Source organism: Hoyosella sp. YIM 151337 (genome assembly GCF_026041215.1).
Taxonomy (GTDB): Bacteria; Actinomycetota; Actinomycetes; order Mycobacteriales; family Mycobacteriaceae; genus Hoyosella.
Genome location: NZ_JAPEIQ010000021.1, coordinates 231,159 through 255,845, shown reverse-complemented (window position 1 = coordinate 255,845; position 24,687 = coordinate 231,159). Strand labels below are relative to the sequence as shown.

Below are 24,687 nucleotides of genomic sequence, written 5' to 3'. Positions count from 1 at the left end.
CTCCCGGGTTTCAGTTGACACCCACAGTTGCATCCGGGGGATGGTCAGAGCTGGCCGATAACGTCTTTCGCGACTACGTCCAGGTGGTCGAGGTCGGCGAGGTCGAGGACCTGCAGATACACCCGGTCACATCCCTGCGCTGCCACCCGGCCGAGAACATCCGCTGCCTCATCTGGCGTCCCGGCGACCCCGTGCTCCCGCAACTCGTCAGGCTCCCGGCCGATTGCCTCGGCGCGGCGGCGGAATTCCGCCTCGTCACGACCGACGCACACGACCAACGCCGCCGAGTACACGAGATCGTCAGGGCTGCGGCCGAGCGTCTCGCACGCGTCTCGGACCACGGTGAATCGGTGCCGGATGCTGTCCAGCGCAGGGAAAGCGGCATTGAACTCGTGCGCGAATTGCGCCGCCAGCGCTGGTGTCCGCTTCGGGCCGGTGCCGCCGACAATCACCGGGATCTGTGACTGCACCGGCTTCGGCAACGCGGGACAATTCTCGAGTTCGTAGTGCTCGCCCCGGAAGGTGAACGTTTCACCAACCGGGGTTTCCCACATCCCCGTAATCAGCGCGAGCTGTTCTTCCAGAATGCCAAAACGCTTCGCCGGGAACGGTATTCCGAATGCCCGGTGTTCATCCGCAAACCATCCCGTACCGATCCCAAGCTCGACCCGGCCCCCAGACATCTGGTCCACCTGCGCGACCTGAATCCCAAGGACACTGGGATGCCGAAACGTCGCAGATGTCACGAGCGTGCCAAGACGAATTCGCGACGTTTCTCGCGCCAGGCCGGCGAGTGTGGTCCACGCATCGGTCGGGCCGGGCAGGCCCGACGCGCCGCCCATTTTCAGATAGTGATCAGAACGGAAAAATGCGTCGTAGCCCAGGTCCTCTGCGGCCTTTGCGACTGCGAGTAGATCATCGTACGAAGCGCCCTGCTGGGGCTCGGTGAACACACGGAAGTCAAGCGCCATGGCTCTAGGCTTCCACAGATCAATGATTAACGCGCGCCACGGCGTCGGACACCGCGGTGTCCCCCTCGGTCAGTAGCAGCACTGTGTGCGCGGTCCCGGCGGCGGGCAGCAGCGCGGCGATCACCGCGGCCACGTCTTCACGTGTCACATCACCTTTGGGCATGGTCGGCTCTTCAAGCCGCACCAGGCCCGTTGCAGGGTTATTTGTGAGGCGACCGGGCCGCACGATCGTCCAATCGAGATCACGGCGGACCAGGTCGGCTTCTGCTGCTGATTTCGCGCGCAAGTAGGCCGCGAACACCTCGTCCATGCCATCTGGAATGGGCTCGCCAGCACCGAACGAGGAGATCTGGATAAACCGCCTGACACCCGCAGATTCCGCAGCGTCAGCCATTAGCACAGACGCTGCGTGGTCAACGGTTTCTTTCCGGGCGACTCCGCTGCCTGGGCCCGCGCCCGCAGCGAAGACCGCTGCGTCCGCTCCGCGCAGTACACTCGCAATTTCCTCAACGGCCGCAGATTCGAGATCTGCCACGACTGGTTCACCACCCGCTTCACGTACGTCATCAGCGTGGTCAGGGTTTCGGATAAGCCCGACCGCACTGATTCCGCGAGCGTGCAGGATTCGGGTCAAATGCAGAGCGATCTGACCGTGGCCTCCAGCGATAACCACACGTTGCATGCCGGTCCACCTTTCATTGACGGTCCGCCCTCCACACTAGTGACCCCGCGAAAACGCCGGTGAATCAATCGCTGATCCAGTGGTAGCGCCGCTCGGGCCGGCCCGCGGTGCCGTATTTCAAGCGGACTTCGGCGGCACCTGTCTCCGCGAAATACTCGAGATACCGCCGCGCGCTCACGCGGGAAAGTCCAGTGCTTTCCGCGCAATCAGTTGCAGACAGGCCGTCATCGGCGGTTCGCAGCGCGTCACGCACCAGCTCAGCGGTCTGCACACTCATGCCTTTCGGCACCGCGTCGGGCGCGCTGGGAGCGCCGAAAACCCGGTCGATGTCCGCCTGGTCTGCCGTCCCGATGTGCTGCAAATCCTTGTGCTGTTGCTGATAATGCAGCAGACGCTCGCGCAGGGTCGACCACTCGAAGGGCTTGATGATGTAGTGCGCCACCCCGCCGCGCAAGGCAGTACGAATGGTTTCAGCGTCGCGGGCGGCAGTTATCAGCAATACGTCGACCGGATTATCACCGCCGCGGAGGCGCCGCAATACCTCGATTCCGCTGAGGTCTGGCATGTACACATCGAGCAGGACGAGGTCGGGCTTGAGCTCGTCCACCATGGAAAGCGCAGCGGTGCCGGTGTGGGCCACGCCCACCACGCTGAAGCCCGGAACGCGCTCCACCATTCCGCGGTGCACCCGCGCCACCATGAAATCGTCGTCCACAACGAGAACGCGGATCACGCGCTGTCACCATCCTCCGGTAGGGCTGGGCGGTCGTCGTCGGCGATACGGGGCAGGGTCGCGACGAACTCGGCGCCCCATTTCTCCGGACCGCTGCGAACATGGACGGTGCCTCCGCGGCGCGCGCAAATCACCTGTGTCAGCGCGAGACCATACCCGCGTGAGCGGCCATGCGGGTCTTTCGTGGAGTATCCGCGCTCAAATATTCGTGCGCGCTCATGTTCAGGCACGCCCGGGCCGGTGTCGCGCACCTGAATCACCACGACTCCGGAGTCCTCCACGAGAGTGACCTCGACGATGCTAGCTTGCTGGCTGGACTCGGGAGTTTGCGGGGAACCGGTCGTGCTGAGCTGTGCGAGCGCTTCGAGCGCATTGTCGATGAGATTGCCAACGACCGTCACCACATCCGCGGTGAGGCGGTCGGGAAGGTGCGCCAGCCTGGACGCCTCTGACACCCGCAACGTGCTTCCCTGCTCAGTCGCGAGACTTGTCTTCGCAATGAGTAGGGCCGCAACTGCCGGATCCGCAATGAGCGTGCGGATACTTTCGGTCAGCTGGGCGCGGGTGCCGCCCACCTGGCGTACGTAGGATCCGAGTTCGTCGTACTCCTCGAGTTCGAGGAGGCCCGAAATGACGTGGAGCTGATTGCTGAACTCGTGTGCCTGGGCGCGCAATGCATCCGTTGTTGTCTTCGATACCGCGAGTTCGCTTTGCAGCGCGAGCAGGTCGGTGCGGTCACGCATCGTTGTCACCGAGCCCGCGGCGGCGCGTGTCTGACTGAGCGGCATCTGATTCAGGATGATTACCCGGTCACGCACGGCGACGACCTGTTCGCCATGCGCGTTGTCGGACGTGAGTGCAGCAAGCAGGTCCGCGTCGAGCCCAAGTTCTGCGAGGTGGCGTCCCGTCGCATCTGCGGGAAGCCCGAGTAACGCCTGCGCGGACTCGCTGATGAGTGTCACGCGCCCGGACGCGTCAAGCCCCAGTACGCCCTCTTTGATTCCATGGAGCATGGCTTCGCGGTGTCTGACGAGGCGGGTGATCGCGTCGGGTTCGAGGCCGAGCGTCTGACGTTTCACCCGGCGAGCGAGCAGCAGCGAACCGGCAAGCCCAATTGCTGCGGCGATAGCAAGGTAAGTCAGGATGCCGGGTGCCGCGGCGAGCAGTCGCTGCCCCACCGTGGGCAGCGCCCGCCCGGCAGCGACCAGCCCCACGACAGTGCCGTTCGCAATTACCGGCACGTGTGCGGCGATGTACGGAGCGCCGTTGTGTTCGATCGGTCCGGACCAGGAGCGACCAGACAGCACTGGACTTGGCCCGACGCTGAGCTCGCGCTCGAGGTCGCTCGGATCGGGCGATGCAAAGATGCGCAACCCGCGGTCTGCGATGATGACGAAGTCCGCTCCCGAGAGGCTGCGGAGACTCTCCCCAGCGGGCGCAAGCAGACCGCGCTGACCAGGGTCGCTGAGGCCGATCCGGATGGTTTCGGTCGCGGCGCCGGTCTCCGCTATCGCACTCATCCGCTGGGATTCCGTGTGCCGGAACGCAGCGTCGAACTGTGCGAGCGCGACCCCAGTGACAACGATCAGCACGATCACGATGATCGTCAGCTGGAGGGCGAGGAACTGCCCGGCGAGCGTAAGCCTGGGGCGCACGAGCCGAGAGTCTCACACTTCAGCTGTCGCAGGCGAGCATCTCGCGTGAACAATACGACCACAATTTTCGTTACGAACAGTGTCCTGAACTACTTACACAACATTCACGTGATGCCCATCACTGCGATTTCCTGTGAAGCACATCACAAGAAATGTTGGGAGTTCGAGATGAAGACACGCCTGGCCTTTCCCAAATGTGCGATAGCTGCATTCGCGCTGATCACAGGATTCTCGGCGACAGCATGCACAGGGACGGATGTGGCCGAAGACGGGGCATGGTCGCCTTCGCGCCCGATCGAGATGATCGCTCCCGCTGCGACGGGCGGAGGCTGGGACACGCTGGCGCGAACCAGTACCCGGCTGCTTGACGAAGCCGGGCTCAATGACAAGCAGTTCCGGGTCATCAACAAACCTGGCGCGGGCGGGGCGATCGGCTGGGCATACATCGCCGCCAACTCCGGTGACCCGCACAAGCTCTTCGTGACAAGCCCGCCGATGCTGCTCGTCCCGATGACTGGGCAGGCGCAGAACGACTACACAGAATTCACGCCGATCGCGCGACTCGCGACGGACTACATGGTGTACGTCGTCCCCGGAAACTCGCCGATCGAGTCATTCGAAGAGGTGGCCGAGCAGTTGCGCACCCGGCCGGGGTCATTTCCTGTAGCTGGTGGATCATCGCCGGGCAGCATGGACCACGTCGCGGTTGCTGGCGCCGCGCTCGCAGTGGGGGCGGAGCCGTCAGATCTCAACTATGTCGCGTTCGACGGTGGTGGCGAGGCGATGACTGCGCTGCTTGGCGGGCACGTTTCGATGGCGGTCACCGGTGGCGGCGAAGCAACGGGACTGATCGAAAGCGGCAAGGTCAAGGCGCTTGCGGTATCTGCTCCGGAGCGGATCGAGTCGATGCCTGATGTACCTACGCTCACTGAGCTGGGCTACGACTTCACATTCGATATTTGGCGCGGGGTGATGGCGCCCGGTGACCTCACGGACAGCCAGGTCGACTACTACGAAAACCTGTTCAGCCAGCTTGTCGAACTCGAATCGTGGCAGACCGAGTCGGCGCGCCTCGGCTGGGTTGACTCATATCTCGGTGCCGAGGACTTTCAGGCGTTCCTCGACGAAACCAACGCGGAATTCGCGGAAATTCTCGAGGAGGTCGGCTTGGCCCGGGGGAGTGCGACATCATGAAAACGTTCACGTTCGGCCAGCGCACCCTCGGCATCGCGATCGGTGTGGTTGCGCTGATCTATCTTTTCCTCGCCACCCAGATCTCCGAGTTCACGGCAGTGGACGTGCCAGTTCAGCCAGCGACGCTGCCGAAAGGCCTTGGGCTCGTACTGCTGCTCCTCGCGGTAGTCCTGTTCTTCCAGCGCGGTGAACCAAAATCGCTCGCCCAGGCCGCAGTCCCCGCGGTCGTGGACGCTCGAGTAGCGGCAACCCAAGCGGTCGCCGCCGAGGCTGAGGACCCACAGAGTCCGCGGCTCGGTCGCACCGGGAACCCCGCTTACGAGGTCGCCATCTTCGTCGCGTCAATGTGCGTGTACGCGTTCGCGTTCGAACGGCTGGGATTTATCCTCGCGACCGCCGCATATATCTTCGGTGTCACCTGGTATCTCGGCTACAAGCGGCACCTCGTCACCGCGATCGTGAGCATCACGGTTCCGCTCATTCTCTACTTCAGCATCACCGCGGGTCTAGGGGTGGCGCTGCCAAACGGGCTTATTCCGCTGCCCTTCTGAGAACAGGACATACTCATGGATACGTTCGACCTGTTGATGCAGGGGTTCAGCGTCGCTTTCACCCCGCAAAACCTGCTGTTTGTGTTCATCGGCGTCCTCGCCGGCACGATTATCGGCACGCTGCCCGGACTGGGGCCGATGAGTGCGATTGCACTGATGATCCCGGTGGCGTTCGGTATGGAGCCGACCACCGCCATCATCATGCTCGCGGGCGTCTACTATGGCGCGATATTCGGTGGCTCAACGTCGTCGATCTTGCTGAACGCGCCAGGCGTCGCGGGCACCGTGGCGACATCGTTCGATGGCTACCCGATGGCGAAGCAAGGGAAAGCGGGGAAGGCGCTGGCGATTGCTGCGATCTCCTCATTCGTTGGTGGCACAATCGGCATTATCGGACTGATGGCGATCGCGCCAGCACTGGCCAGTGTCGCTGTCAGCTTCGGTCCCGCGGAGTACTTCGCACTAATGGTTCTCGGCCTCACCGCAGTCGTTACGCTCGCGGGCAAGAACATCACCAAGGGCTTAATTGCGGCGGTCGTGGGCGTGATGATCGCGCTAGTCGGCATCGACACTCAAACCGCAAACCAGCGCTTCACTTTTGGGCTTCCTGACCTGCTCGAGGGGATCGACTTCCTCATCGTCGCACTCGGAATATTCGCTCTCGCTGAAGTTCTCGTGCTACTTACCAAACGGGGCAAAGAAGGCGAATCGCGTAAAGTCACGTCACTGCGCCTTACCCGTAAGGAAGCGAAAGCGATCACGCCGCCGGTTGCGCGCAGCTCCGTACTCGGCTTTTTCACGGGTGTTCTCCCCGGTGCGGGGGCGACGGTCGCGTCCTTCCTTTCGTATTCATTTGAGAAGAAGATCGCGAAAGACGGCAAGACATTCGGCAAAGGAAACGTCAAAGGTGTCGCGGCACCCGAGGCGGCGAACAACGCCGCAGCGGTAGGCTCCTTCGTCCCCATGATGACGCTGGGCGTCCCCGGATCCGGGACCACCGCAATCCTGCTGGGCGCGCTGCTTGTTTTGGATGTTCAGCCCGGTCCGATGATGATGACAGACCGCCCAGAGGTGTTCTGGGGCGTGATCGCGAGCATGTACATCGGCACCGTCGTGCTGCTCGTGCTCAACCTGCCGCTGATCCCGCTGTTCGCAAAAATCCTGGACACTCCGAAAACGCTGTTGCTTCCACTGGTCGTGGTTTTCTGCGTCGTCGGCGTGTACGGACTGAGCTTCTCTACGTTCGACCTGTGGCTGCTCATCGCCTTCGGTGCCATCGGTTTCTTGATGCGCGCGAACGGCTTCCCGGCAGCACCGCTGATCCTCGGGCTCATTCTCGGTGGCCTGATGGAGCGGTCGATGCGCCAGGCTTTGCAGATCTCTGGCGGTGACTGGACAGTATTCGCAACGAAGCCCATCCCCGCGATCTTGCTGGCTCTCGCGGTAATGTCACTCCTCCCGGCGGTGATTGGCGCCTTCCGCAAGCGCCGCAGCCACCAGGACGAGCTCGAAGGGGAGAATACGGAAGTAAAGGTGTCTGAAAGGATCTGACGCACGTGGGAAGACGGCTCCGTTCCCTGCCAGGGCAGCTAGTCATCATGATGGTCGCGCTGACGACCCTCATCGCTGGCTGCGCCGTCGGCGGCGGGACGGAGCCGTCGTCGCTGCGGTTCGTCGTGCCCACTCCGCCCGGCGGCGGCTTCGACCAGACGGCCAGGCTGACCGCCATTGGACTTGAGCAGGAGAAATTAGCGGAGCAGGCTTCGGTGATCAACATCCCCGGGGATGGCGGGCTTGCGGCGATCCACCGAGTTCGCCTGGCGGAGGGAGACGCATCGATGCTCCTGCAAGCCGGCCTCGCCACCATTTCGAATATCGTGGTTGCTGGTCAGGAAGACCTCCTCGAGAAGCTCACCCCTATCGCGCAGCTTGTTGAAGAACCCGGCGCGATTCTCGTTCGCCGTGACTCGGATTATCAGACGATCGACGAACTCGCCGGAGCGCTCCGCGATAACCCGGAAGCTCTCGATATCGGGGGCGGCTCACAGCCAGGCGGCCCCGACTATCTCGCTGCGATGCTTTTCCTGGACGCCATCGGGATGGACACGGCGCATGTCAAATACCGTGCTTACGAGGGCGGCGGCGACATGCTCGGTGCGCTGGTGTCAGGTGAGGTGGATGTCGCGTTCACCGGTGTAGCCGAGCACCTCTACGAGATCCGGGCCGGCGAGGTGCATATCCTTGCGGTGACGGGTGCGGAGCGCCTCCCTGGTCTTGACGCCTCAACACTCCGCGAGCACGGCTACGACGTCGAATTTCACAACTGGCGCGGGCTTATGGCACCGCGTATCTCGGAAACTCAGCGCGCGGCACTCGTGGATATGTTTTCAGCACTCAACGGTGCCGACTATTGGAACGCACTGGTCAGTGAGACGATGTGGACTGGTGACTTCATCGCCGGTGCCGAGTTCGAGGAGCGAATCGCAGCTGAAATCGTGCGCATTCAGGAGCTGCTGGCGCGGTTTCCGGTCACGGTGGAGTGACGGTGATGGGACGCGGCGTTATCGCTTAGTACGCACCGTAGCCGAGTGTTTTGGCGGCTCGTTCAATCAGTGACCACACCAGCGGATGCGACAGAGGCCTCGAAAATCAGATGCGGACGGGATCGCTGCTGCGGTCCCGTCGTACAGCACCGGCATCGACTCACCTGTCATTGTGGACGGCGCCCACAGTCCATCAAGGTCTTCCCACTGTTGGTGAATGGCACGAGACCAAGCCCGGCAAGTCGACCGCAGGGCCGCCGTGAGCGCGTATCAAGTAGCTTCAGCGGCCGGACCGGCGTCCACGAAGTCAAGCAGGGCGCACCGGTCATGGTGTTGACCCTGCGGGTGGTCTGAAATACCTCCGCCACCGCGGTGCGCACACTGCATGCGGTGTACATGATGCCGAAACCAGGGTGAATTCCGCGTTGCGGCGGGTGCGGATCGTAGCGCGAGCTCGCTACCGGACCGAATGCGCGAAACATGTTCCACAGCAGGACATGTGCACCGCGGGTTCGGTGGATTCTCCACACTGGATCGGCGTACTCGACGATGTCACCGTCGTTGCGGGCGAGCGGCGTATTCGGTTCACGAGGAACCTTCGGTTTTACCACCGATCGAAGTCTTCAATCATGCTGACGATGGCGCCCGGGTCGCGGCCAGCAGCAAGCCACTGCGCTGGCGTGTGGCCATCGATAAATTCGTGCGGGCTGGTCATCATCGCGGCGATATCGAGGGGGTGCGCATCATCCGGGATCGCCGCAACGATCTCAGCCAGCCCTGGAAGTAAGGCGTTCCCAGCGAACTGCCAACTTGGAATGCGGAGCCGTGAACCCACTTTGAACGACCACAGGGCATCCTCGTGGATGCGGCGTGAAATCCCCGACGGGTCGACCCCTAGCTGCTGCGCTGCCTGCGTCCGGCTCAGGGAACTGGCAACGAGATCCTTAATAGAGCTGGCGACGGCGACGGTGTGCCGATGCTGCTCGTCCACGGGATCCCATTGCGCCAGCACCTCATCGGTACCCGCACCAGCTTGCTTGCTGAGGTAGTCCAGTTCGTGAGCGGAGAGCGGCGCGGAGCCAGGATGCTGAAGCGAGCGCAGCGCTGCGTCCAGCTCGCCCGCCAAAAACTTGCTCCGTCAAACCCACGTTGTACCGGGCAAGCACATCCTTAATTGCCGACATCGGATCACACCTCCACTACCTATCGGCACAGTTTCGCACACGGGTGCGCCATGGTGCGAGAGCGTGAGCGAAGGCTGAGTGCACAGATAGTAGAACGATCGGTATACTTGACGTGTCGGTCAGCTGTGATCGGGCGGAAGGAGATCAAGTGCAGGCACGTGAAAGCCTTATCGCCGCCGCCATCGACCTGGTGCGCCGCCACGGCGTCGCGGGGACCGGGCTTGCGGAACTCATCGAGCACAGCGGCCGATCGCGGCGTACGATCTACCTCAACTTTCCCGGTGGGAAGGCGGAACTCGTCACGAACGCAGTCGGTTCTGCGGGTGCCGCGACAGCTGACCTCATCAGATCTTTCGTCGGCAAGCGCACTGTCGACGAGGCGTTCGGTGCCTTCATCGACACCTGGAAACACGTGCTGTCAGAAAGCGGGTTCACGGCGGGCTGCCCTATCGTGGCCGCGACACTTGGCCGCTCGGAAGCCCCCGCCGCGGCGGACGCGGCGGGGGACGCCTTTCACGAGTGGGAGGAAATCCTCACCACCCGCCTGGAGCAGGAAGGCGTGCCGAACGCGGACGCACAGGCACTCGCCACCACGATCATCGCGGCGGTTGAGGGGGCGGTCATAATGTCGCTCGCCGCACAATCGACAGCACCGCTTGAGCGCACCAGCCGTCAGATCGCCACGCTGATCGAGCAGCAACTGCCCGCTAATCAGTAAACGTGATTCGTACCGAGATCGGTGTGCTCTGCAGCGCCTGAAAACCAGCGGCCGTAATGTTCGCGAGCGCTTTAGGCCCGAATGTTCGTGCGCGCGCACGGACGTCATCATCTGGCTGGAATTTTGCGACGCCGGTGCGCCACCGGTTGCCTTGCCGAATTCGGACCGCTGGATTCGCCGTGATGTTGAGCCCCCACCCCGAGCGCTTTCCGTGCTGAGAGATGACCCATGCCCCGTCCCTATCGAAGACTGCGGAGACGGGCACTCGGCGTAGCGCGCCAGTTTTTCGGCCAGTAGTTTCAATCTCGGTGGCCAATGAGGTACGCAGTCCGAGGTTGTTGAGTACGCGGACGGCGGGGTTTGCCACGTATCGCCCGACGGCACGCTCGAACTTGAATTTGCGCAGCGTCTTATCTCGTGCGGTCCCAACCGGAGCTGCAGAACGCCGTGAACGGAACGCGTCGAGTCCATTGCGCTGCACCATTGTCACGACCGTGCGCCACTTTGCGCGGTTCGGATCGCTATCCGAGCCCGCGCCGAGTCGGTGTAACTGATCGGTGTGCCACTGGAGATCGAGTGCGCCATCGAGAGCCTTCAACGGCCCTGTTGCGAGCCGTCGGGGTACACCAAGCGTGACTTGTGGGGAGTCGAGGCGGTCGCTGCGCTGCTCCAGCAGAAGCGCAGCAGCGTCAGGCAGGACCGCGGCGGGACGGCCGATGCCCACGACGTCGCAGTCTCCGCTGCTGATTGCCGCGTTCATGCCCGCGAATGTCCGGAAGCCGCCCGTGACGGCAAGTGGCACACCAACGGTCACATCGCGAACTGTGCGCGCGTATTCCAGGAAGTATGCTTCGCGTGCCCGCGTGCTTTCAGCGACGGTCCTCGGGCGTCCCATCATCGCGGGGGATTCGTAACTGCCACCGCTGATCTCGATCAGGTCGGTACCTTCGGCGGCGAGCCGCTCGGTGACGAGCCTCGATTCCTCTTCGGTGAACCCGCCGCGCTGAAAATCTGCGGAATTCAGCTTGATCCCGACAGCAAATCCCGGGCTGACCGCGGCCCGGATATGCCGGACAATCTCAAGCGCGAAGCGCATGCGCCGCGTGGTGTCACCGCCCCACTCGTCGTCGCGCTGGTTGGCCAGCGGCGACAGGAACTGGGACACGAGGTATCCGTGTGCACCGTGTATCTGGACGCCGTTGAAACCGGCGGTTTCGGCTATGTGTGCCACGCGCGCGAAGCGTTCGATGATGTCTTCAATTTCAGTGTGCGTCAAAGCGCGGGGTACCGGTACGCCTGGCAAGTTTGGTGCGATTGCCGACGGTGCCACAGGGCGGCTGTTCGAGGCAAGGGGATTAGCCTGGCGGCCGGGATGATTAATCTGCATCCACACCGTAGTGCCGCCATCTTGTGCGGATTTCGCCCACCGGGCGAGCGCGTCAATGTCGGTTCGGCTGTCGACAACGACGTTTCCAGGTTCACCCAATTGGGCGCGGTCAACCATGACGTTTCCGGTGACAAGAAGACCGAAACCGCCTGTGCCCCAGCGGGTGTATAGACGCTCGAGGCGAGGGTCGGGATCGTGTGCCGAATTGGCCAGCCCTTCGCTGAGAGCGGCTTTCATCAGCCGGTTGGAGAGTACTTGGCCACATGGCAGCGGGAGCGGGTCGCTCAGCGAGTGGCCGAGTACGGCGACGCTCGCGGTGGTGGAATTGGTGTCAGCACGGCGCTGTGCCATACGAGCCTCCAGGTATACCGGTTGGTTTACTGGAGCATAGTAGACCGAATGGTGTACTCGCAAGGTGTCCCGCTAAGACCGTTGATGTGACGCCGAGCGCCAATACGGATCGTTGCATTTAGCGCCGGAAGGCTGAGATCGGGCTGTTGCTGGAGCGTTTCCGGCGCTGTCAGTGAGCCGGAACTATTAGCTCGGTGGCCCGTCGTCCCTAAGGAGCTGTACAAGCCCCAATTCAGTGCACTGCCGAGCAGCGGGAGCTAGTACAGCGTCAGCTTCGGCGGTCTGGCCGACTGCCTGCAGGCATGTCGCGTGCAGAAGCTGAGCTTTGAGAAGTGCGCGTGGACGCTGCGCTTTCTCGAGTTCGCGGACCAGCGCTGCAGCCCGTCGGCACGCCGCGTCGCGTTGTTCAGGTGAGCCCACCTGTATGGCTTTCCGGAGTGCCGAGTCGAGTGCGAGTTCCCCGGTGAGAACGGCGATCTCGGAGTCATTCGCACTACCATCAGCTGGCGCGGGCAACTCCCCCACATGCAGACGCGCCCGAACTTCCTCGTTCTCAATACGCGCCGCTAACCTCGGCAGGGACAGCGTTTGCGCAATCCGTGCGCCCTCGTCGAGGCAACGCTGCGCAGCATCAACATCGTTGTGCAGCAGCTTGATACGCGCCCCGGTGCCGTACGTCGCAAGCATGAAATGCACAAGGCCGCCTTCTGGGCCGAGCTTGTAGCTGTCATCGAGCAGCTTCTCGGCTTCTTCGATCTCGCCCTTCTCATAGAGAAGGTCCCCAAGAACCGCACCCGCAAGTCGCGCCGCGTGGGAAGTCGCGCCGCCTTGACCCTGTAGCGCAACCCGCAGCGCGGTCCGGAAATGCCACTCAGCCGCGTTGATATCGAGTTGTTCCTGCGCGGCCATCCCGGCGAGGCAATGCCCGTACACCTCACTAAATGGTCCCGTCATCTGCCGGAAATACGGCTGCACCCAATCCTGCCACTTGCGTGCGCCAGTGAAGTCACACCTGTAGAAGGCTCTGAACGTCGCGACATTTGCGGCTGCAGCGACAACAAACGGCCGCAGCTTTTCTGCCTTTTCCAGGCAGCGCTCGGCACTCTCACCAAGCTCCGGCATGCGGTCGGCGAATGCCGCTTCGATGTCTTTCACGAGCGCAGCTTCGAGGCTGAGGGCCTCCCGTTCGTCGTTCGATAGGGGTTGGTTTGCAAGAGCTGCGTCAAAGGTGTCAAATACGGAGCCCAGCGGCTTAATGGGGTGGTGCAAAAGCACGTGTGCCCACGCGAGGTCGATTTGCAACCGCGGGCTCGCTGCAACGGGACCTGCCGGAAGCTTGTTTACAAGGCCGAGTAAAGTCGCCATTTGTGAATGTTCGATGATGTCCGTCCCGAATCGCTCCACCAGTGAAACGGCGTGGTTTTCATCGCCTGCAGCGAGTGCGTGGTGGACAGCCTCACGGAGCATCCCATTCTCCGAAAACCACGCCTGGGCCCGCCGATGCAATTCAGTGGTTCGTCCTGGATAGTCACGCTCAAGGCGTCGCCGCAAGAAATCCGCGAAAAGATGATGGAAGCGGAACCAGCGCCGCTCCTCATCGAGGGCGTACAAAAACAAATCTTTCCGCTCGAGGTCCTCCAGCAAAAGCTGACCGTGTGCGATGCCGCTCAACGCTCCTGCGAGGGAGCCGCAAATCCGGTCTGTGATCGAAATCGCCAGCATGAAATCGAGAATGCGGCGATCTAGGTTGCTGAGTACGTTCTCAGTCAGGTAGCCCGCGATCGCGCGATGGTGACCCGAAAGATGGCTGATCAACTCTGCGGCGTCGCCCTTATCGCGCAGTGAAAGCGACGCGAGCTGTAGCGCAGCAACCCAGCCATCAGTGGTGGAACATAGGGACTCAGCGTCCCTATCGGACAACTCCGCAGCACCCGCGGCCGCCAGGAACTTCTGAGTTTCGTCCACACTGAAACGGAGCTCGCTGGCGCTGATCTCGATGAGTTCGTCGTGCATGCGCATGCGTCCAAGTGGAAGACCAGACCGGGACCGGCTCGTCACGATCAGCGTCAGATGGTGACAACCGTAATCGAGGAGATACTCGACAGCGGAGACTGTCTGCGGCGAGGTCACCGCGTGCCAGTCGTCGAGGACGACAGCGAGGTGTTCACCGTTCTCGTGGATCTGGTTGATGAGGGAAGTCAGAACGTACCGCTCGGCCTCTTCGCCGTTCTCCTCGAGGATTTCTGCCAGGCCGATCGCCAGCGCCGGCTTCACCTTCTGTATGGCTTCAATCAGGTGGGCGAGGAACCACACAGGATTGTTGTCATCCGGATCGACGCTTAACCAGGTCCATACAGCGCCCCGGGCTTCGAGGGTGCGGCACCACTGGGTTGCCAGCGTGGTCTTGCCGAAGCCGGCGGGCGCATGGATCAGGATGAGCCGGCGCCACTGGTCGCCGGGACTGTGAAGAAGCCTGCTGCGGTCGACAAGAGTCCGGCGCGCTGTCGGCGGCCGGAACTTCGTCGTGGCAGTCGGCGGCCCGAGTTTGCGGCGAGTCGCAGTTGATGGCGAGTAGCCACCCCGGGGGCTGCGCAGCGTCATGTCATCACCGCCATCCTGCAGGCCGCGGCGAGTCTCTTTCTCCCGATCACGGGCGGTCATGCTCGATTCTACTTTCAAAGCAGGTCGAGCCGAACGCCACTGGCAGAGTCGCCGGGATTGAACGGTCGTTAAGCATTCGCCACCGCACGCAGATGCGCGCACACCTCGTCGATCGCCTGCTTCGTCTGCGCGAATACACCGACCTCGGTGAGGAAGCCGTGGAAGACGCCGGCGTACCTGGTCAGCGAGACGTCGACGCCGTCGTGCCGCAGGCGTGCCGCGTACGCCTCGGCGTCGTCTCGGATGGGATCGACCGCCGCCGTCAGAATCAGGGCAGGCGGCAGGCCGCGCAGCGACTCGGCGCGCATGGGCGCCGCGAGGTGATCGTCCGTGCGGTGCCCTGGGCCAACATATTGATCCCAGAGCCAGCGCGCATCCGCAGTGCTCAGCAGCGGCGCGTCGGCGAATTCCGACCATGAGCGCGCGACGAACGTTCCGTCGACGGCGGGGTAGGCGAGCACCTGCGTCACAGGCAGGGGGCTGTCTTCGTCGCGCCGGTGCAGGCACAGGGCGGCGGCGAGATTGCCACCTGCGGAGTCGCCCCCAACTGCGATCTGTGCGGGATCGATCCCGAGCGTCTGTGCAGTCCTGAGCAGCCAAGCGTAGGCGTCGAGGCAGTCTTCCAGTGCTGCCGGGTAGGGGTTCTCAGGAGCAAGACGGTAGTCCAGGGACACGACCGTCCAGCCGGATCCAGCGGCGATCGCTCGGCACAGCTCGTCGGCTCCGTCCAGGGTGCCCAGGACGAAACCACCACCATGCAGGTAGACGAGACAAGGACTGACGCTGTCGGCGCGGGCGCCGTCCGCGCGGTAGAGGCGAGCCGGGATCGAGCCAGCCCGGGTCGGCACGGTCAGTTGTTCGACATGGTCCAGCGGGGTGATGGGTTCGGTGGTCGTGCCTGTGTTCAGGAGTGCGCGAGCCTGCTCGGCCCCCAACTCGTGTATGGGTTTCCGCAGAACCCGGTTGATCATCTGGGCCACGGCTTTCGCGTTGTCGTCCAGCAGGTTTCGCCAAGCGGGAGCGTCGTCGTTCATCTCAGGACCTCACGAGTCGTTGACAAGAAGTGATCTGTGCCTCACCATCATAGTCACATGACCAAGACGAATGACCACATAATTCCCGTTCCATTCCGGGATCTGCTCACGGTGTACCGCGCACACGATCTCGCCGAAATCGAAAGGATAGAAGGATGACCGAAACGACGATCGGTCCCGCGACATGCGAGGCTGACGCGCCCGGCGGGGTCGGCGTTCGGATCGAGGACGATGCGAGTCCAATCGTCCGGCTGCTCGGCCGGACGATTCGGGACTCCGTCCGCGCGAACAGTGCAGACTCCGGCCTGGAGGGAGTGGAAGGAACCGTCGCTGTCCGCTCCCACGACACCCCGCAAGCTGCGACAATTAGCATCGCGAACGGTGTTATCGCGGTGTCGAGCGGTGTATTTGTAGAGCCCGACCTCACCCTGACCGTCGACCTGAACGGTCGGCTCGCCCTCGTCGGGGAGCCAGTCGGCGCTGGTGCTGATCATCTCGCCACAGCGGTGCTGGCTCTGCTGTCACCGCCGCTGCCAGACTGGCAGGTCGCTGCGGAAAGATTCTGGGCCGCAGCTCGCACGATACCGGGAGTTCCCGACGTGCTCGTTGCAATTGCAGACGGCCCCGACGGGTTGGCCCAGCAGGTGATCGGCGACGGCGAGACGCACTATGTGATCGCCGGCCCACCGGACCTGTTGGCCGGAATCTTCACGGGCACCGACGACCTGATCGCTGCCCTGTCCACCGGTCAGGTCGGAGTGCGGGGCACACTCTCGCAGCTGTCGGTGCTGGTCGCTGCATCCTGGAAGGCTCGCTACGATGTTTGAAAATAGCACTACTACAACGGATTTCGAGACCGCCATCCACACGGTCCGGCTCGAGGCCACTAATCACGAGGGCTGCTTCCTCGGAAAGAACGTCGCTCCCAAAAAATTCGCCGCGAGCGCTGGCTCGGGCTTCGCCTTCGCTGATCTGCTGTTCGGCCTCGACCTCGGGAACGCGCCGACCTTTGGATTCGCCTACCCCGACTGGCGTGGCCACCTCGCGGATCTGCAGTTCCGGCCCGACATGTCGACGCTGGTGCAGTGGGAACCGGGGCTGCAGTCGGTGATCGGTGACTACTGGCAGGCGGACGGCACCCCGGTGGGGACCTGTCCCCGCAACCTTGCCCGGAAGCTGGTCGATCGACTCGCATCACGCGGTTACACAGCCACTGTCGCAGTCGAGATCGAGGCGACCTTATTTCAGGAGTCGATTCACGAGGCCCGGGCCAAGGGATATCGTGACCTGACGCCGCTTGGTGGTTCCGCAGGCACCGCCTATCACCTTGCTAAGTCGAAGGACTGGAACGACTACATGTCGGCGGTCGCGCGTCGGCTCGACGAGATCGGCATCGAATGGGAGGCGTGGAGCGACGAAGACGCGGCAGGACAGGTTGAACTCAACCTGGTCCCTGCGGACCCGATCTCGGTGTGCGATGCATGGGCTCGCGCCCGGCAGGTGATGCGCGAGGTAGCCTTCGAGCGCGGACACACCGTCACCTTCATGGCGAAGCCGACGGCAGGGTACGGACAGGCCTCGCACGTCAATCTGTCCCTGCAGCGCGACGGGGTCAACGCGTTCTACGCCCCTGACGGGCCATCAGATGCGATGCGGCATGCGGTCGGTGGGCTGCTCGCGACGATGCGCGGCGCGACGTCGATCGTGCTTCCGCAGATCACTTCGTACCGCCGCCTGGTCGATTTGAGCGGCCCGCCGACCACCGTCACGTGGGGCATCAGCAACAAGAGCACCGCGGTGCGTGCAGTGTGCGGGCACCCGGCGTACTCACGCCTCGAGTACCGCGTTCCCGGCGCCGACGCGAACCTGTACCTCGCGGTAGCGGCGATTCTCGCCGGTGTGATCGCCGGCCTCGACGGCGAAATCGAGCCACCCGAGCCAGTCAGCGACCTGGCGTGGTGTGTGCCCGACCTCGAGCGGCTGCCGGATACGATCACCAAGGCAGCCACCGCGCTCGAGACGGACCTGATCCTGCGCGAGCAGCTCGGCGATGAGTTCGTCGACTACTGGGTCGGCACCCGGCGCTGGGAGTGGATGCAGTTCCACACCACCGGCGGCGATCCGTTCGCCGAGCTCTCCGAGTGGGAGTCGGCCCGATACTTCGAGTTCCCGTGACCGCGGGCAACGTGACGCCGGGCACCGTCCGGCCGCTGATCGGCACAACTGGCCGCCGGGTCCGGCTGGGGCTCGTCGATGGTCTGGACAAACGCTACGGGCATCTATTCGCTGACACCTTCATGTCCGACTTTTCGGAGCGGATCGCACGGGCCGGTGGCGTTCCGGTGAACCTGCCTTACGACGCCGACCCTGACGCGTTGTGCCACTGGCTGTCCGGCGTGGTCATCACTGGCGGTCAGGATGTCCATCCCGCGTGCTGGGGTGGCGAGACGTCGGTGGTCCGTGATGTGGACCCGCGGGATGATCCGATGGTCCACGACACCGAGCGAGACGCGTTCGAGATTGCACTCGTGCGGGCTGCGCTCGACCGGAACATTCCGGTGCTGGGGGTGTGCCGGGGCCTGCAGGTCTTGAACGTCGCGCTGGGCGGCACGCTGGTGCCAGACCTGCCGCCTGGCTCCGTCGAGCACCTGTCGGCGGCACCGCCGCTCACCGACGGTGCCGACGACCACAAGGTGGCTTTTGAGCCCGGTTCGATCGCGGAACGCCTCTTCGGCGCAAGCACGGTTACCAACTCGTGGCACCACCAGGCAGTCGACCGCTGTGGCACGGGCCTGGTGGTTACCGGGCGCGCGGCCGACGGCGTCGTCGAAGCAGTCGAGCTGCCGGGGTCCCCGGTGCTCGGTGTCCAGTGGCATCCTGAGTGGATGGAGCGCGACGATCCGACGTTGAGCTGGATCGTTACCGAGGCCAGTCGGCTGATCTGACTGATCTGACCGGGAAAGACGGTAGGCCGCGCACCGAAGGGTGGCGGCCTACAGTTACTTATGGGGCAGCACGGTATTAGTCGACGCCCACCCAGGAGACGAGAGATCGCAGGTTTCGCTCGGACGAAGCTTCCGGGGATTCAGGGGCGTGAGGAGCAGAATCGGCCGCAGGGGCGGCAACGGTGCCGAGGTTTGCGGCCATCCAAGCGTCGAGCACTCCGACAGTCAGCTCGATCTGTCGTTCCGCGGCTGCCCGGTCAGTAAACACCAGCCAGTTAAGCGCGAATCCGTCCGACAACGCGGACACGATGTAGGTCAGTGCGTCGATTGTGTCTGAGTCGAGTGACCGGTCCGCAGCGGTTTTGGCGGTCTCAAGTATCGTCCGCATAGTCGCGAAGGCCTCGTTGTAGACCATTTCGGCCTGCGCGCCCTCCTGACGCTGGGCCCAGCTGACCAACTCGATGATGCTCGCCCCGAAGTCCCGGTTTTCGAGGTACCACTCAAGCAACCCTCGTAACAGCGCGCGCGCACTGGTTGACACGTCGCTGTGGACGGCATTGCGCGTCAACACTTCTCGATACTGGCCAGAAACGTACTCGAAAACCTCTGCAAACAGCTCCTCCTTCGCGGCGAAACAGTAGTGCAGGGTGGCGAGCGGAGCATTGGCCTCCTGGGCGATACGGCGAGTGGTGGCGCCGTCCACGCCATGGACGGCGATCACGCGCACAGCCGCCGCCACAAGCTCGGCGCGGCGTTCGGCAGCGGGTATGCGCGCCATGGGCGTCCTCCAGTCGAACCATTGACAGACAGTTGATCAAGTCAATGTTGATCGTATCAGCCTGCCCGAGAGGTGAGAACGGTCAGTCCTCTAGGTTTCACTGCACTATCTTAGTCATATGTCTTGAGCAAATGACCAAGAAAGTGCTAGCGTTATGACCGCAATCACATGCAAAGTCCGGTTCTTTGGCTGCGCTCCTGCTGCGCGGCGCTGCGTACGGGCCCCAGACACCTCGTAGAGGAAGACATGACCGAAGTCGAAGAAGTTCGCCAGGAAGGCGTGATCGCATTTGATCACGTGGCTATGGACCCGCCGATCGACACTCTCGTTGGCCTGCTGGCGAGACAGGCCGTCAGCAACCCTGGGCGCGAGTTCCTCCGGTTCGCCGAAGGGTCATGGACGTTCGGTGAGGTCGACGAATGGACCTCACGCCTGGCGCACCGTCTGGTCGGAGAGGATGGGGTCCGCGCCGGTGACCGGGTCGCGATCATGCTGCCCAACGTGGTGCAGTGGCCGATCGCGTGGCTCGCGATCCTCAAGGCAGGCGGTGTCGCGGTGCCGGTGAACTCGTCATATCAGTGTGCGGACCTTGAATTTGTGCTCCGTGACTCCGGTGCCCGGGTGATCTTTACGGACGCCGCTCATACCCGGCTTGTCGACGAGGTGCGCACCGCGAACGGCGATCTCGCCGGTATCCGGATCGTGGAAGTCGCGTCGCGTCGCGCGCTCGCGCACTATCCGGCGGACCGGCCGGAGGTTGCCATCTCCGGCGACACACTCGCGAACCTTCAGTACACCTCGGGGACCACCGGATTCCCGAAGGCGTGCATGCTGACACACGACTATTGGGTAAGGCTGGGGTGGATCTGTGCGGGCGCGGCGGGTCTCGGAGCTGACGACGTGGTCTTGACCTCGCAGCCGTTTTCCTACATGGACCCGCAATGGAACACGTCACTGTGCCTGACGATCGGCGCGCCGCTGGTGGTGCTGCCCCGGTTCTCCGCGTCGGGATTCATGGCGGACGTCCGGCGGCATCGCGCCACGTTTTGCTATGTGCTCGGCTCAATGCCGACGCTGCTGTACAAGCAGCCGCCGACTGAGCAGGACCGCGACAACGACCTGCGCCTCGTGCTCTGCTCGGCGATCCCCGCCGCGCTGCATGCGCAGCTCGAACAGCGCTGGGGTGCGCCGTGGCGGGAGATCTTCGGGATGACCGAAAGCGGGGTCGACCTGGTCAGCCTCCCTGCGAACATGGCCGACGTCGGCAGCGGCCGGCTGGGGCAGCCGGTTCCCACCAAGAAGGTCCGGGTGGTTGATCCGCAAGGGCGGGAAGTCGCCGAGGGAGAGTCCGGCGAGCTGATCACTTCGGGCAGCCCGATGATGCTCGGCTACTGGAACCGGCCTGAAGACACCGCCCAGGTCCTGCGCGACGGCTGGCTGCATACCGGCGATGTCGCGGTCCGCGACGCAGGCAGCTACCGCTTGGTAGGGCGACTCAAGGACATGGTCCGTCGCGGCGGGGAGAACATCGCGAGCGCCGAGGTTGAACGAGTTCTCGAGCGCGACGACACCGTCGTCGCGGCGGCAGTGGTCGGTGTCCCGGACGAGCTGTTCGGTGAGGAGGTCAAGGCCTTCCTTCAGCTGGCTCCTGGGGTCGAGGAGAGCCGCGCCACCGCGGCCCGAATCATCACCGGCGCGGGAAAACAGCTGGCGCGCTTCAAGGTTCCGCGCTACGTGGAGTTCGTCGCCGACTTCCCGAGAACCCCGTCCGAGCGTGTGTCAAAGCCGGCACTCAAGGCCCGCGCCGCCGAGCATCCCGGCATCACCCACGACCTGCAACCGCCACGAGGCTGAGGAACCTGAGATGACCGACAACTACCTAAACGTGCACGTCGACAACGATGTCGCAGTACTCACGCTGAACCGCCCCGCGAAGCTGAACGTGATGAACGTGGCCACGCGGGTGCTACTCGCTCAAACCATCCGCCGCTTCGGGACAGGCGATCTCGTCCGCGGAATCGTGCTTACGGGCACGGGTCGCGCCTTCTCCGCCGGAGAGGACCTGCAGACGGTACCGACCACGTACGACGAGATTTGCGAGGCCTTCGCCACCTTCCACGACATCACCCGAGCCATTCTCGAGACGAAGGTCCCGGTGATCGCTGCCCTGAATGGGATCGCAGTCGGCGGCGCCTCCGAGATCACACTGTGCTGCGACTCGCGGATCGGTACCCCCGCTGCCGAGTACTACCAGCCGGAGAACCACCGCGGGATCATCATCTCCAACGCCTCGAGCTTCCTGATGGGCCGCCTGGTACGGAATCACGCGATGCGAATCATCCTGGGCTCCGAGCGGATCGGCGCGCATGAGGCTCTGCGAATCGGACTGCTCGACGAGGTCGTGGCCCCGGAAGCACTGGTGGACCGTGCGGTCGAAGTGGTCAGACAGTGGAACTCCGATCCCCGAATCACCGCGCTGCATCTAGGTCTGCTGCGGCCGCGCTCCGACGACATCGAGGCCGCGTTCGCCCGCGAAGATCACGCCGCCCGCCAGGCGTGGGAGTCCGGCGCCTTCACCGAGGGCGTCGAGGGCTTCTTGACCTCGAAAGACACTGCAGCGAAGAACGTGGCGCCGTCAGCGCCCGTGCAATGCAACTGAGATCGGAGACGATGATGATCACCACCGAAGCAGCACTTCTCACCACGCTGAACGAGCCGCTCGAGTTCACCGAGATCCAGGTCGACAACCCCGAGCCCAGCGAGGTCCGCATCGCGGTGTCCAACGTGGGCCTCTGCCACAGCGACCTGCACTATATGACCGGCACCGTGCAGGCCGGCCTGCCCGTGGTGGTCGGGCATGAATTGGCCGGGATCGTCGAGTCAGTCGGCTCCGCCGTGACCTCGTTGCGCCCGGGTGACCGCGTCGTCGGCGCCCTCACACCGTCGTGCGGGTTGTGCCGCAACTGCCAGGCCGGACACTCGACGCAGTGCCAGCGCGTCTCGCAGATCCGGCAGCGGCCGCGCCCTGCTTTCCAGCTGCCCGGAGGCGAGTCCGTTGAGCGGCTCGGCGACGTCGGCGCGTTTTCCCGCCACACCTTGATGCGTGAGAACTCGCTGGTGAAGATGCCCGAAGAGGTGGGTCTGCACGTCGGGTGCCTGCTCTCGTGCTGCATTATCACCGGCGTCGGGGCCGTGTTCCGCGGCGCGCACGTACGTCCCGGGGCCACCGTGGCCGTAATCGGCTGCGGCGGAGTGGGATCGGCCATCATTCAAGGAGCGCGGCTCGCAGGTGCCTCGGCAATCGTTGCCGTCGATCTCGACGATGCCCGGCTCGCGGCGGCCCGCAAGTACGGTGCCACCCACGTCGTGAATGGCGCGGCCGATGTCGCTGCCGAGATCCGGGAGATGCTCGGTGACGGCGTGGACTACTCGTTCGAGGCCGTCGGTTCCGCGCGTACCGCGGCTACCGCGATGTCCGTCCTGCGTGCTAAGGGTACCGCGTGCCTGGTCGGCATCGCACCCGACGGCACCGAGCTTTCTCTCCCAGCGTCGGACTTCTTCTTCGGCGAGAAGCGCCTCATCGGCTCCTACATGGGCTCGGGCCAAGCGCACGAGGACATCACCCAGTTCGCGCGCCTTTACCTCCAGGGCCGGCTGCTGCTCGACGAGATGGTCAGCGACGTGATCCCGTTCCGCGAGGTCAACGAGGGTTTCGAGGCGATGAAGTCAGGCGAGGTGACCCGCATCGTCGCCGACCTCACCGTGTGATCACACCAAATCCATCTATACCTGAGCATCGAAGGAGGCTCCAGATGCCGAGTCCGCAACTTCCCCAGCCGATCAACTACATCGCTGACGAGTGGTCCGAGTGCCGGACGATCCCGGACGCGTGGAATCTCGACCCCAACACGGGCCAACCCGTTCACCGAGCCGTCACCACCAGTCCCGACGATGTGGAGCGTGCCCTGCGCCATGCCGAGCGGTCCTACGGCTTCGACCGCTGGGACGACGCTGCGAGCGAGGAACGCGCAGCGATCATCGAGCGTGCCGCCGACATCATCGAGTCCCGGATCGAGGACATCGCCTTCACTGACGCCCTCACCAGCGGCGTTCCGATCGCGAAGGCGCGAATGATCGCGCAGTTCCTCCCGCACCGACTTCGCTCCTCGGCGGCCGAGGTGCGCGCCATTCCGCGGCGCACAGCGTTGGCGGCTGGTGGCCGAGACGTGCGGCTGTACAAGGTTCCGTGGGGTCCTGCCGCGATCCTGACTCCGTGGAACGGCCCCAGTTTCATCCCCGCCGCGAAGATGGCGAGCGCGCTTGCCGCCGGTTGCCCCGTCATTCTGAAACCGTCAGAGCACGCACCGAGCAGCGCACAGATCATTGTCGAGTGCTTCGTCAAGGCCGGGCTGCCCGACGGTGCGCTCCAACTCGTCCACGGCGCGGGTGACGTGGGCGCCGCGATCACCGGTGATCACCGCGTAAAAATCGTTTCGTTCACCGGGGGCCCCAACGCCGGGCGAGCGATCGCCCGTGCGGCCGCGGAGGACTTCAAGGTGCTCCAACTCGAGCTCGGCGGCAACAACCCGGCCCTCGTACTGGACGACGCGGACATCGACGTGGCGGCCGACGGGATCCTCGAAGGAATGACCAAACTGAACGGTCAGTGGTGTGAGGGGCCCGGAAAGGTGCTGGCGCACAAGAGCCTCGTCGAGCCGCTCCTGGAGGCCCTCCTGGATCGCATTGCCCGCATCGAGATCGGGCACTCGCTCGACGAGAATTCGCAGCTGGGGCCCATCTCGAACGCACCGCATTTCGCCACGCTGCAGAGCCGAATCGACAGACTGTGGACCGACGGCGCGACGATCCATCAGCCCGCAAAGCTTCCCGCACTCGACGGATTCTTCCTGTCGCCCACCGTTGCCGCGGGAGCCGACGCGGCGGTGGCGACCGCCGAGCTGTTCGGTCCAATCGTCAGCCTGCACGCGGTGGAGTCCGATGAGGACGCCCTGCGCGTGGCCAACGCGCACCCGTCAGGTCTGGATGCGTACGTGTTCGGCAGCGACCTTGACCGCGCCATCGAGGTCGGATCCCGGGTGCTGTCGGGCGAGGTGCGCGTCAACGGTGCCAAGGTCGCCGATCTTGCGGATGGTTCCGCACAGAGTTTCTGGGGCACTTCTGGAATCGGCGGTCACGCCCCCGGCGAGTCCGTCCGGGTCTTCTGCGGCGACCGCGTCGTCGGCATCGATTCCCCCGACCTTCCCATGTAGCGACAGCGACTACTTCCGCGCCACCCCTTG

At 63.8% G+C, this 24,687-nt stretch carries 22 protein-coding genes; 12 read left to right on the top strand and 10 right to left on the bottom strand.

Annotated features, from left to right (window positions below):
* Nucleotides 1-44 precede the first annotated feature (44 nt).
* The 4 genes from ONR57_RS10720 to ONR57_RS10705 form a co-directional block, all read right to left on the bottom strand.
* Nucleotides 45-971, bottom strand: coding sequence for an LLM class F420-dependent oxidoreductase (locus tag ONR57_RS10720; protein ID WP_265123330.1), 927 nt, complete (start codon nt 969-971; stop codon nt 45-47).
* Between the two features lie 19 nt (nt 972-990).
* Nucleotides 991-1,653 carry an NAD(P)H-binding protein gene (locus ONR57_RS10715; protein WP_265123328.1) on the bottom strand — a complete coding sequence of 221 codons (663 nt, stop codon included), beginning with the start codon at nt 1,651-1,653 and terminating at the stop codon, nt 991-993.
* Between the two features lie 64 nt (nt 1,654-1,717).
* Nucleotides 1,718-2,386: a response regulator gene (locus ONR57_RS10710; RefSeq protein ID WP_265123327.1), complete on the bottom strand. Its 669-nt coding sequence runs from the start codon at nt 2,384-2,386 to the stop codon at nt 1,718-1,720.
* Nucleotides 2,383-4,041, bottom strand: coding sequence for an ATP-binding protein (locus ONR57_RS10705; RefSeq protein ID WP_265123326.1), 1,659 nt, complete (start codon nt 4,039-4,041; stop codon nt 2,383-2,385). Before ONR57_RS10705 ends, ONR57_RS10710 begins: the two co-directional genes overlap by 4 nt.
* A gap of 168 nt (nt 4,042-4,209) precedes the next feature.
* On the opposite strand from ONR57_RS10705, the gene ONR57_RS10700 reads away from it, so the two are divergent.
* The 4 genes from ONR57_RS10700 to ONR57_RS10685 are packed head-to-tail and all read left to right on the top strand — an operon-like array spanning nt 4,210 to nt 8,329.
* A complete protein-coding gene (locus ONR57_RS10700) occupies nt 4,210-5,235 on the top strand; it encodes a tripartite tricarboxylate transporter substrate binding protein (protein WP_265123325.1) in 1,026 nt (341 codons plus the stop codon).
* Nucleotides 5,232-5,786, top strand: coding sequence for a tripartite tricarboxylate transporter TctB family protein (locus ONR57_RS10695; RefSeq protein ID WP_265123324.1), 555 nt, complete (start codon nt 5,232-5,234; stop codon nt 5,784-5,786). Before ONR57_RS10700 ends, ONR57_RS10695 begins: the two co-directional genes overlap by 4 nt.
* Nucleotides 5,787-5,801: 15 nt before the next feature.
* Nucleotides 5,802-7,337, top strand: coding sequence for a tripartite tricarboxylate transporter permease (locus ONR57_RS10690; protein WP_265123323.1), 1,536 nt, complete (start codon nt 5,802-5,804; stop codon nt 7,335-7,337).
* Nucleotides 7,338-7,342: 5 nt separating this feature from the next.
* Nucleotides 7,343-8,329 carry a tripartite tricarboxylate transporter substrate binding protein gene (locus ONR57_RS10685; protein ID WP_265123322.1) on the top strand — a complete coding sequence of 329 codons (987 nt, stop codon included), beginning with the start codon at nt 7,343-7,345 and terminating at the stop codon, nt 8,327-8,329.
* A gap of 167 nt (nt 8,330-8,496) precedes the next feature.
* On the opposite strand, the gene ONR57_RS10680 is transcribed toward ONR57_RS10685, so the two are convergent.
* On the bottom strand, nt 8,497-8,940 hold the full coding sequence (locus ONR57_RS10680; RefSeq protein WP_265123321.1) for an RES family NAD+ phosphorylase: 444 nt from the start codon (nt 8,938-8,940) through the stop codon (nt 8,497-8,499).
* A complete protein-coding gene (locus ONR57_RS10675; RefSeq protein WP_265123320.1) occupies nt 8,934-9,455 on the bottom strand; it encodes a helix-turn-helix domain-containing protein in 522 nt (173 codons plus the stop codon). Before ONR57_RS10675 ends, ONR57_RS10680 begins: the two co-directional genes overlap by 7 nt.
* A 206-nt stretch (nt 9,456-9,661) precedes the next feature.
* On the opposite strand from ONR57_RS10675, the gene ONR57_RS10670 reads away from it, so the two are divergent.
* Nucleotides 9,662-10,231 carry a TetR/AcrR family transcriptional regulator gene (locus ONR57_RS10670; protein WP_265123319.1) on the top strand — a complete coding sequence of 190 codons (570 nt, stop codon included), beginning with the start codon at nt 9,662-9,664 and terminating at the stop codon, nt 10,229-10,231.
* Here ONR57_RS10670 and ONR57_RS10665 read toward each other — a convergent pair.
* The 3 genes from ONR57_RS10665 to ONR57_RS10655 form a co-directional block, all read right to left on the bottom strand.
* Nucleotides 10,221-11,969: a nitroreductase family deazaflavin-dependent oxidoreductase gene (locus ONR57_RS10665; protein ID WP_265123318.1), complete on the bottom strand. Its 1,749-nt coding sequence runs from the start codon at nt 11,967-11,969 to the stop codon at nt 10,221-10,223. The two genes, ONR57_RS10670 and ONR57_RS10665, sit on opposite strands and share 11 nt — an antisense overlap.
* A 186-nt stretch (nt 11,970-12,155) precedes the next feature.
* The gene (locus tag ONR57_RS10660) at nt 12,156-14,630 is read right to left on the bottom strand and encodes an AAA family ATPase (protein WP_265123316.1); all 2,475 of its coding nucleotides are present in this window, start codon (nt 14,628-14,630) and stop codon (nt 12,156-12,158) included.
* Nucleotides 14,631-14,698: 68 nt separating this feature from the next.
* The gene (locus ONR57_RS10655; protein WP_265123315.1) at nt 14,699-15,664 is read right to left on the bottom strand and encodes an alpha/beta hydrolase; all 966 of its coding nucleotides are present in this window, start codon (nt 15,662-15,664) and stop codon (nt 14,699-14,701) included.
* Between the two features lie 155 nt (nt 15,665-15,819).
* Between ONR57_RS10655 and ONR57_RS10650 the strand changes: the two genes are divergently transcribed.
* From ONR57_RS10650 to ONR57_RS10640, 3 genes are read left to right on the top strand one after another with little or no spacing between them, the layout of a single operon-like run.
* A complete protein-coding gene (locus ONR57_RS10650; RefSeq protein ID WP_265123314.1) occupies nt 15,820-16,491 on the top strand; it encodes a hypothetical protein in 672 nt (223 codons plus the stop codon).
* Complete coding sequence (locus tag ONR57_RS10645; RefSeq protein WP_265123313.1) at nt 16,484-17,839, top strand: glutamine synthetase family protein; 1,356 nt, start codon at nt 16,484-16,486, stop codon at nt 17,837-17,839. Before ONR57_RS10650 ends, ONR57_RS10645 begins: the two co-directional genes overlap by 8 nt.
* Nucleotides 17,836-18,609 carry a gamma-glutamyl-gamma-aminobutyrate hydrolase family protein gene (locus ONR57_RS10640; RefSeq protein WP_265123312.1) on the top strand — a complete coding sequence of 258 codons (774 nt, stop codon included), beginning with the start codon at nt 17,836-17,838 and terminating at the stop codon, nt 18,607-18,609. The genes ONR57_RS10645 and ONR57_RS10640 overlap by 4 nt, the downstream gene beginning before the upstream one ends.
* 76 nt (nt 18,610-18,685) lie before the next feature.
* Here ONR57_RS10640 and ONR57_RS10635 read toward each other — a convergent pair whose 3' ends face one another.
* Nucleotides 18,686-19,387 carry a TetR/AcrR family transcriptional regulator gene (locus tag ONR57_RS10635; protein WP_265123311.1) on the bottom strand — a complete coding sequence of 234 codons (702 nt, stop codon included), beginning with the start codon at nt 19,385-19,387 and terminating at the stop codon, nt 18,686-18,688.
* Between the two features lie 246 nt (nt 19,388-19,633).
* Here ONR57_RS10635 and ONR57_RS10630 point away from each other — a divergent pair, with 246 nt between their 5' ends.
* From ONR57_RS10630 to ONR57_RS10615, 4 genes are read left to right on the top strand one after another with little or no spacing between them, the layout of a single operon-like run.
* Nucleotides 19,634-21,241, top strand: a complete 1,608-nt coding sequence (locus ONR57_RS10630; RefSeq protein ID WP_265123310.1) for a class I adenylate-forming enzyme family protein — start codon at nt 19,634-19,636, stop codon at nt 21,239-21,241.
* A gap of 10 nt (nt 21,242-21,251) precedes the next feature.
* Entirely contained in the window at nt 21,252-22,046 is a 795-nt protein-coding gene (locus ONR57_RS10625; RefSeq protein WP_265123309.1) for an enoyl-CoA hydratase/isomerase family protein, read from the top strand.
* A 14-nt stretch (nt 22,047-22,060) separates the two neighbouring features.
* A complete protein-coding gene (locus ONR57_RS10620; RefSeq protein WP_265123385.1) occupies nt 22,061-23,155 on the top strand; it encodes a Zn-dependent alcohol dehydrogenase in 1,095 nt (364 codons plus the stop codon).
* A gap of 44 nt (nt 23,156-23,199) precedes the next feature.
* Nucleotides 23,200-24,657: an aldehyde dehydrogenase gene (locus ONR57_RS10615; protein ID WP_265123307.1), complete on the top strand. Its 1,458-nt coding sequence runs from the start codon at nt 23,200-23,202 to the stop codon at nt 24,655-24,657.
* Nucleotides 24,658-24,687: the final 30 nt, after the last annotated feature.

Coding starts and splice junctions, on each gene's coding strand:
- ONR57_RS10720 (WP_265123330.1), bottom strand. CDS start 971: ATGGCGCTTGACTTCCGTGTGTTCACCGAGCCCCAGCAGGGCGCTTCG.
- ONR57_RS10715 (WP_265123328.1), bottom strand. CDS start 1,653: ATGCAACGTGTGGTTATCGCTGGAGGCCACGGTCAGATCGCTCTGCAT.
- ONR57_RS10700 (WP_265123325.1), top strand. CDS start 4,210: ATGAAGACACGCCTGGCCTTTCCCAAATGTGCGATAGCTGCATTCGCG.
- ONR57_RS10695 (WP_265123324.1), top strand. CDS start 5,232: ATGAAAACGTTCACGTTCGGCCAGCGCACCCTCGGCATCGCGATCGGT.
- ONR57_RS10690 (WP_265123323.1), top strand. CDS start 5,802: ATGGATACGTTCGACCTGTTGATGCAGGGGTTCAGCGTCGCTTTCACC.
- ONR57_RS10665 (WP_265123318.1), bottom strand. CDS start 11,969: ATGGCACAGCGCCGTGCTGACACCAATTCCACCACCGCGAGCGTCGCC.
- ONR57_RS10660 (WP_265123316.1), bottom strand. CDS start 14,630: ATGACCGCCCGTGATCGGGAGAAAGAGACTCGCCGCGGCCTGCAGGAT.
- ONR57_RS10655 (WP_265123315.1), bottom strand. CDS start 15,664: ATGAACGACGACGCTCCCGCTTGGCGAAACCTGCTGGACGACAACGCG.
- ONR57_RS10650 (WP_265123314.1), top strand. CDS start 15,820: ATGACCGAAACGACGATCGGTCCCGCGACATGCGAGGCTGACGCGCCC.
- ONR57_RS10645 (WP_265123313.1), top strand. CDS start 16,484: ATGTTTGAAAATAGCACTACTACAACGGATTTCGAGACCGCCATCCAC.
- ONR57_RS10635 (WP_265123311.1), bottom strand. CDS start 19,387: ATGGCGCGCATACCCGCTGCCGAACGCCGCGCCGAGCTTGTGGCGGCG.
- ONR57_RS10630 (WP_265123310.1), top strand. CDS start 19,634: ATGACCGAAGTCGAAGAAGTTCGCCAGGAAGGCGTGATCGCATTTGAT.
- ONR57_RS10625 (WP_265123309.1), top strand. CDS start 21,252: ATGACCGACAACTACCTAAACGTGCACGTCGACAACGATGTCGCAGTA.
- ONR57_RS10620 (WP_265123385.1), top strand. CDS start 22,061: ATGATCACCACCGAAGCAGCACTTCTCACCACGCTGAACGAGCCGCTC.
- ONR57_RS10615 (WP_265123307.1), top strand. CDS start 23,200: ATGCCGAGTCCGCAACTTCCCCAGCCGATCAACTACATCGCTGACGAG.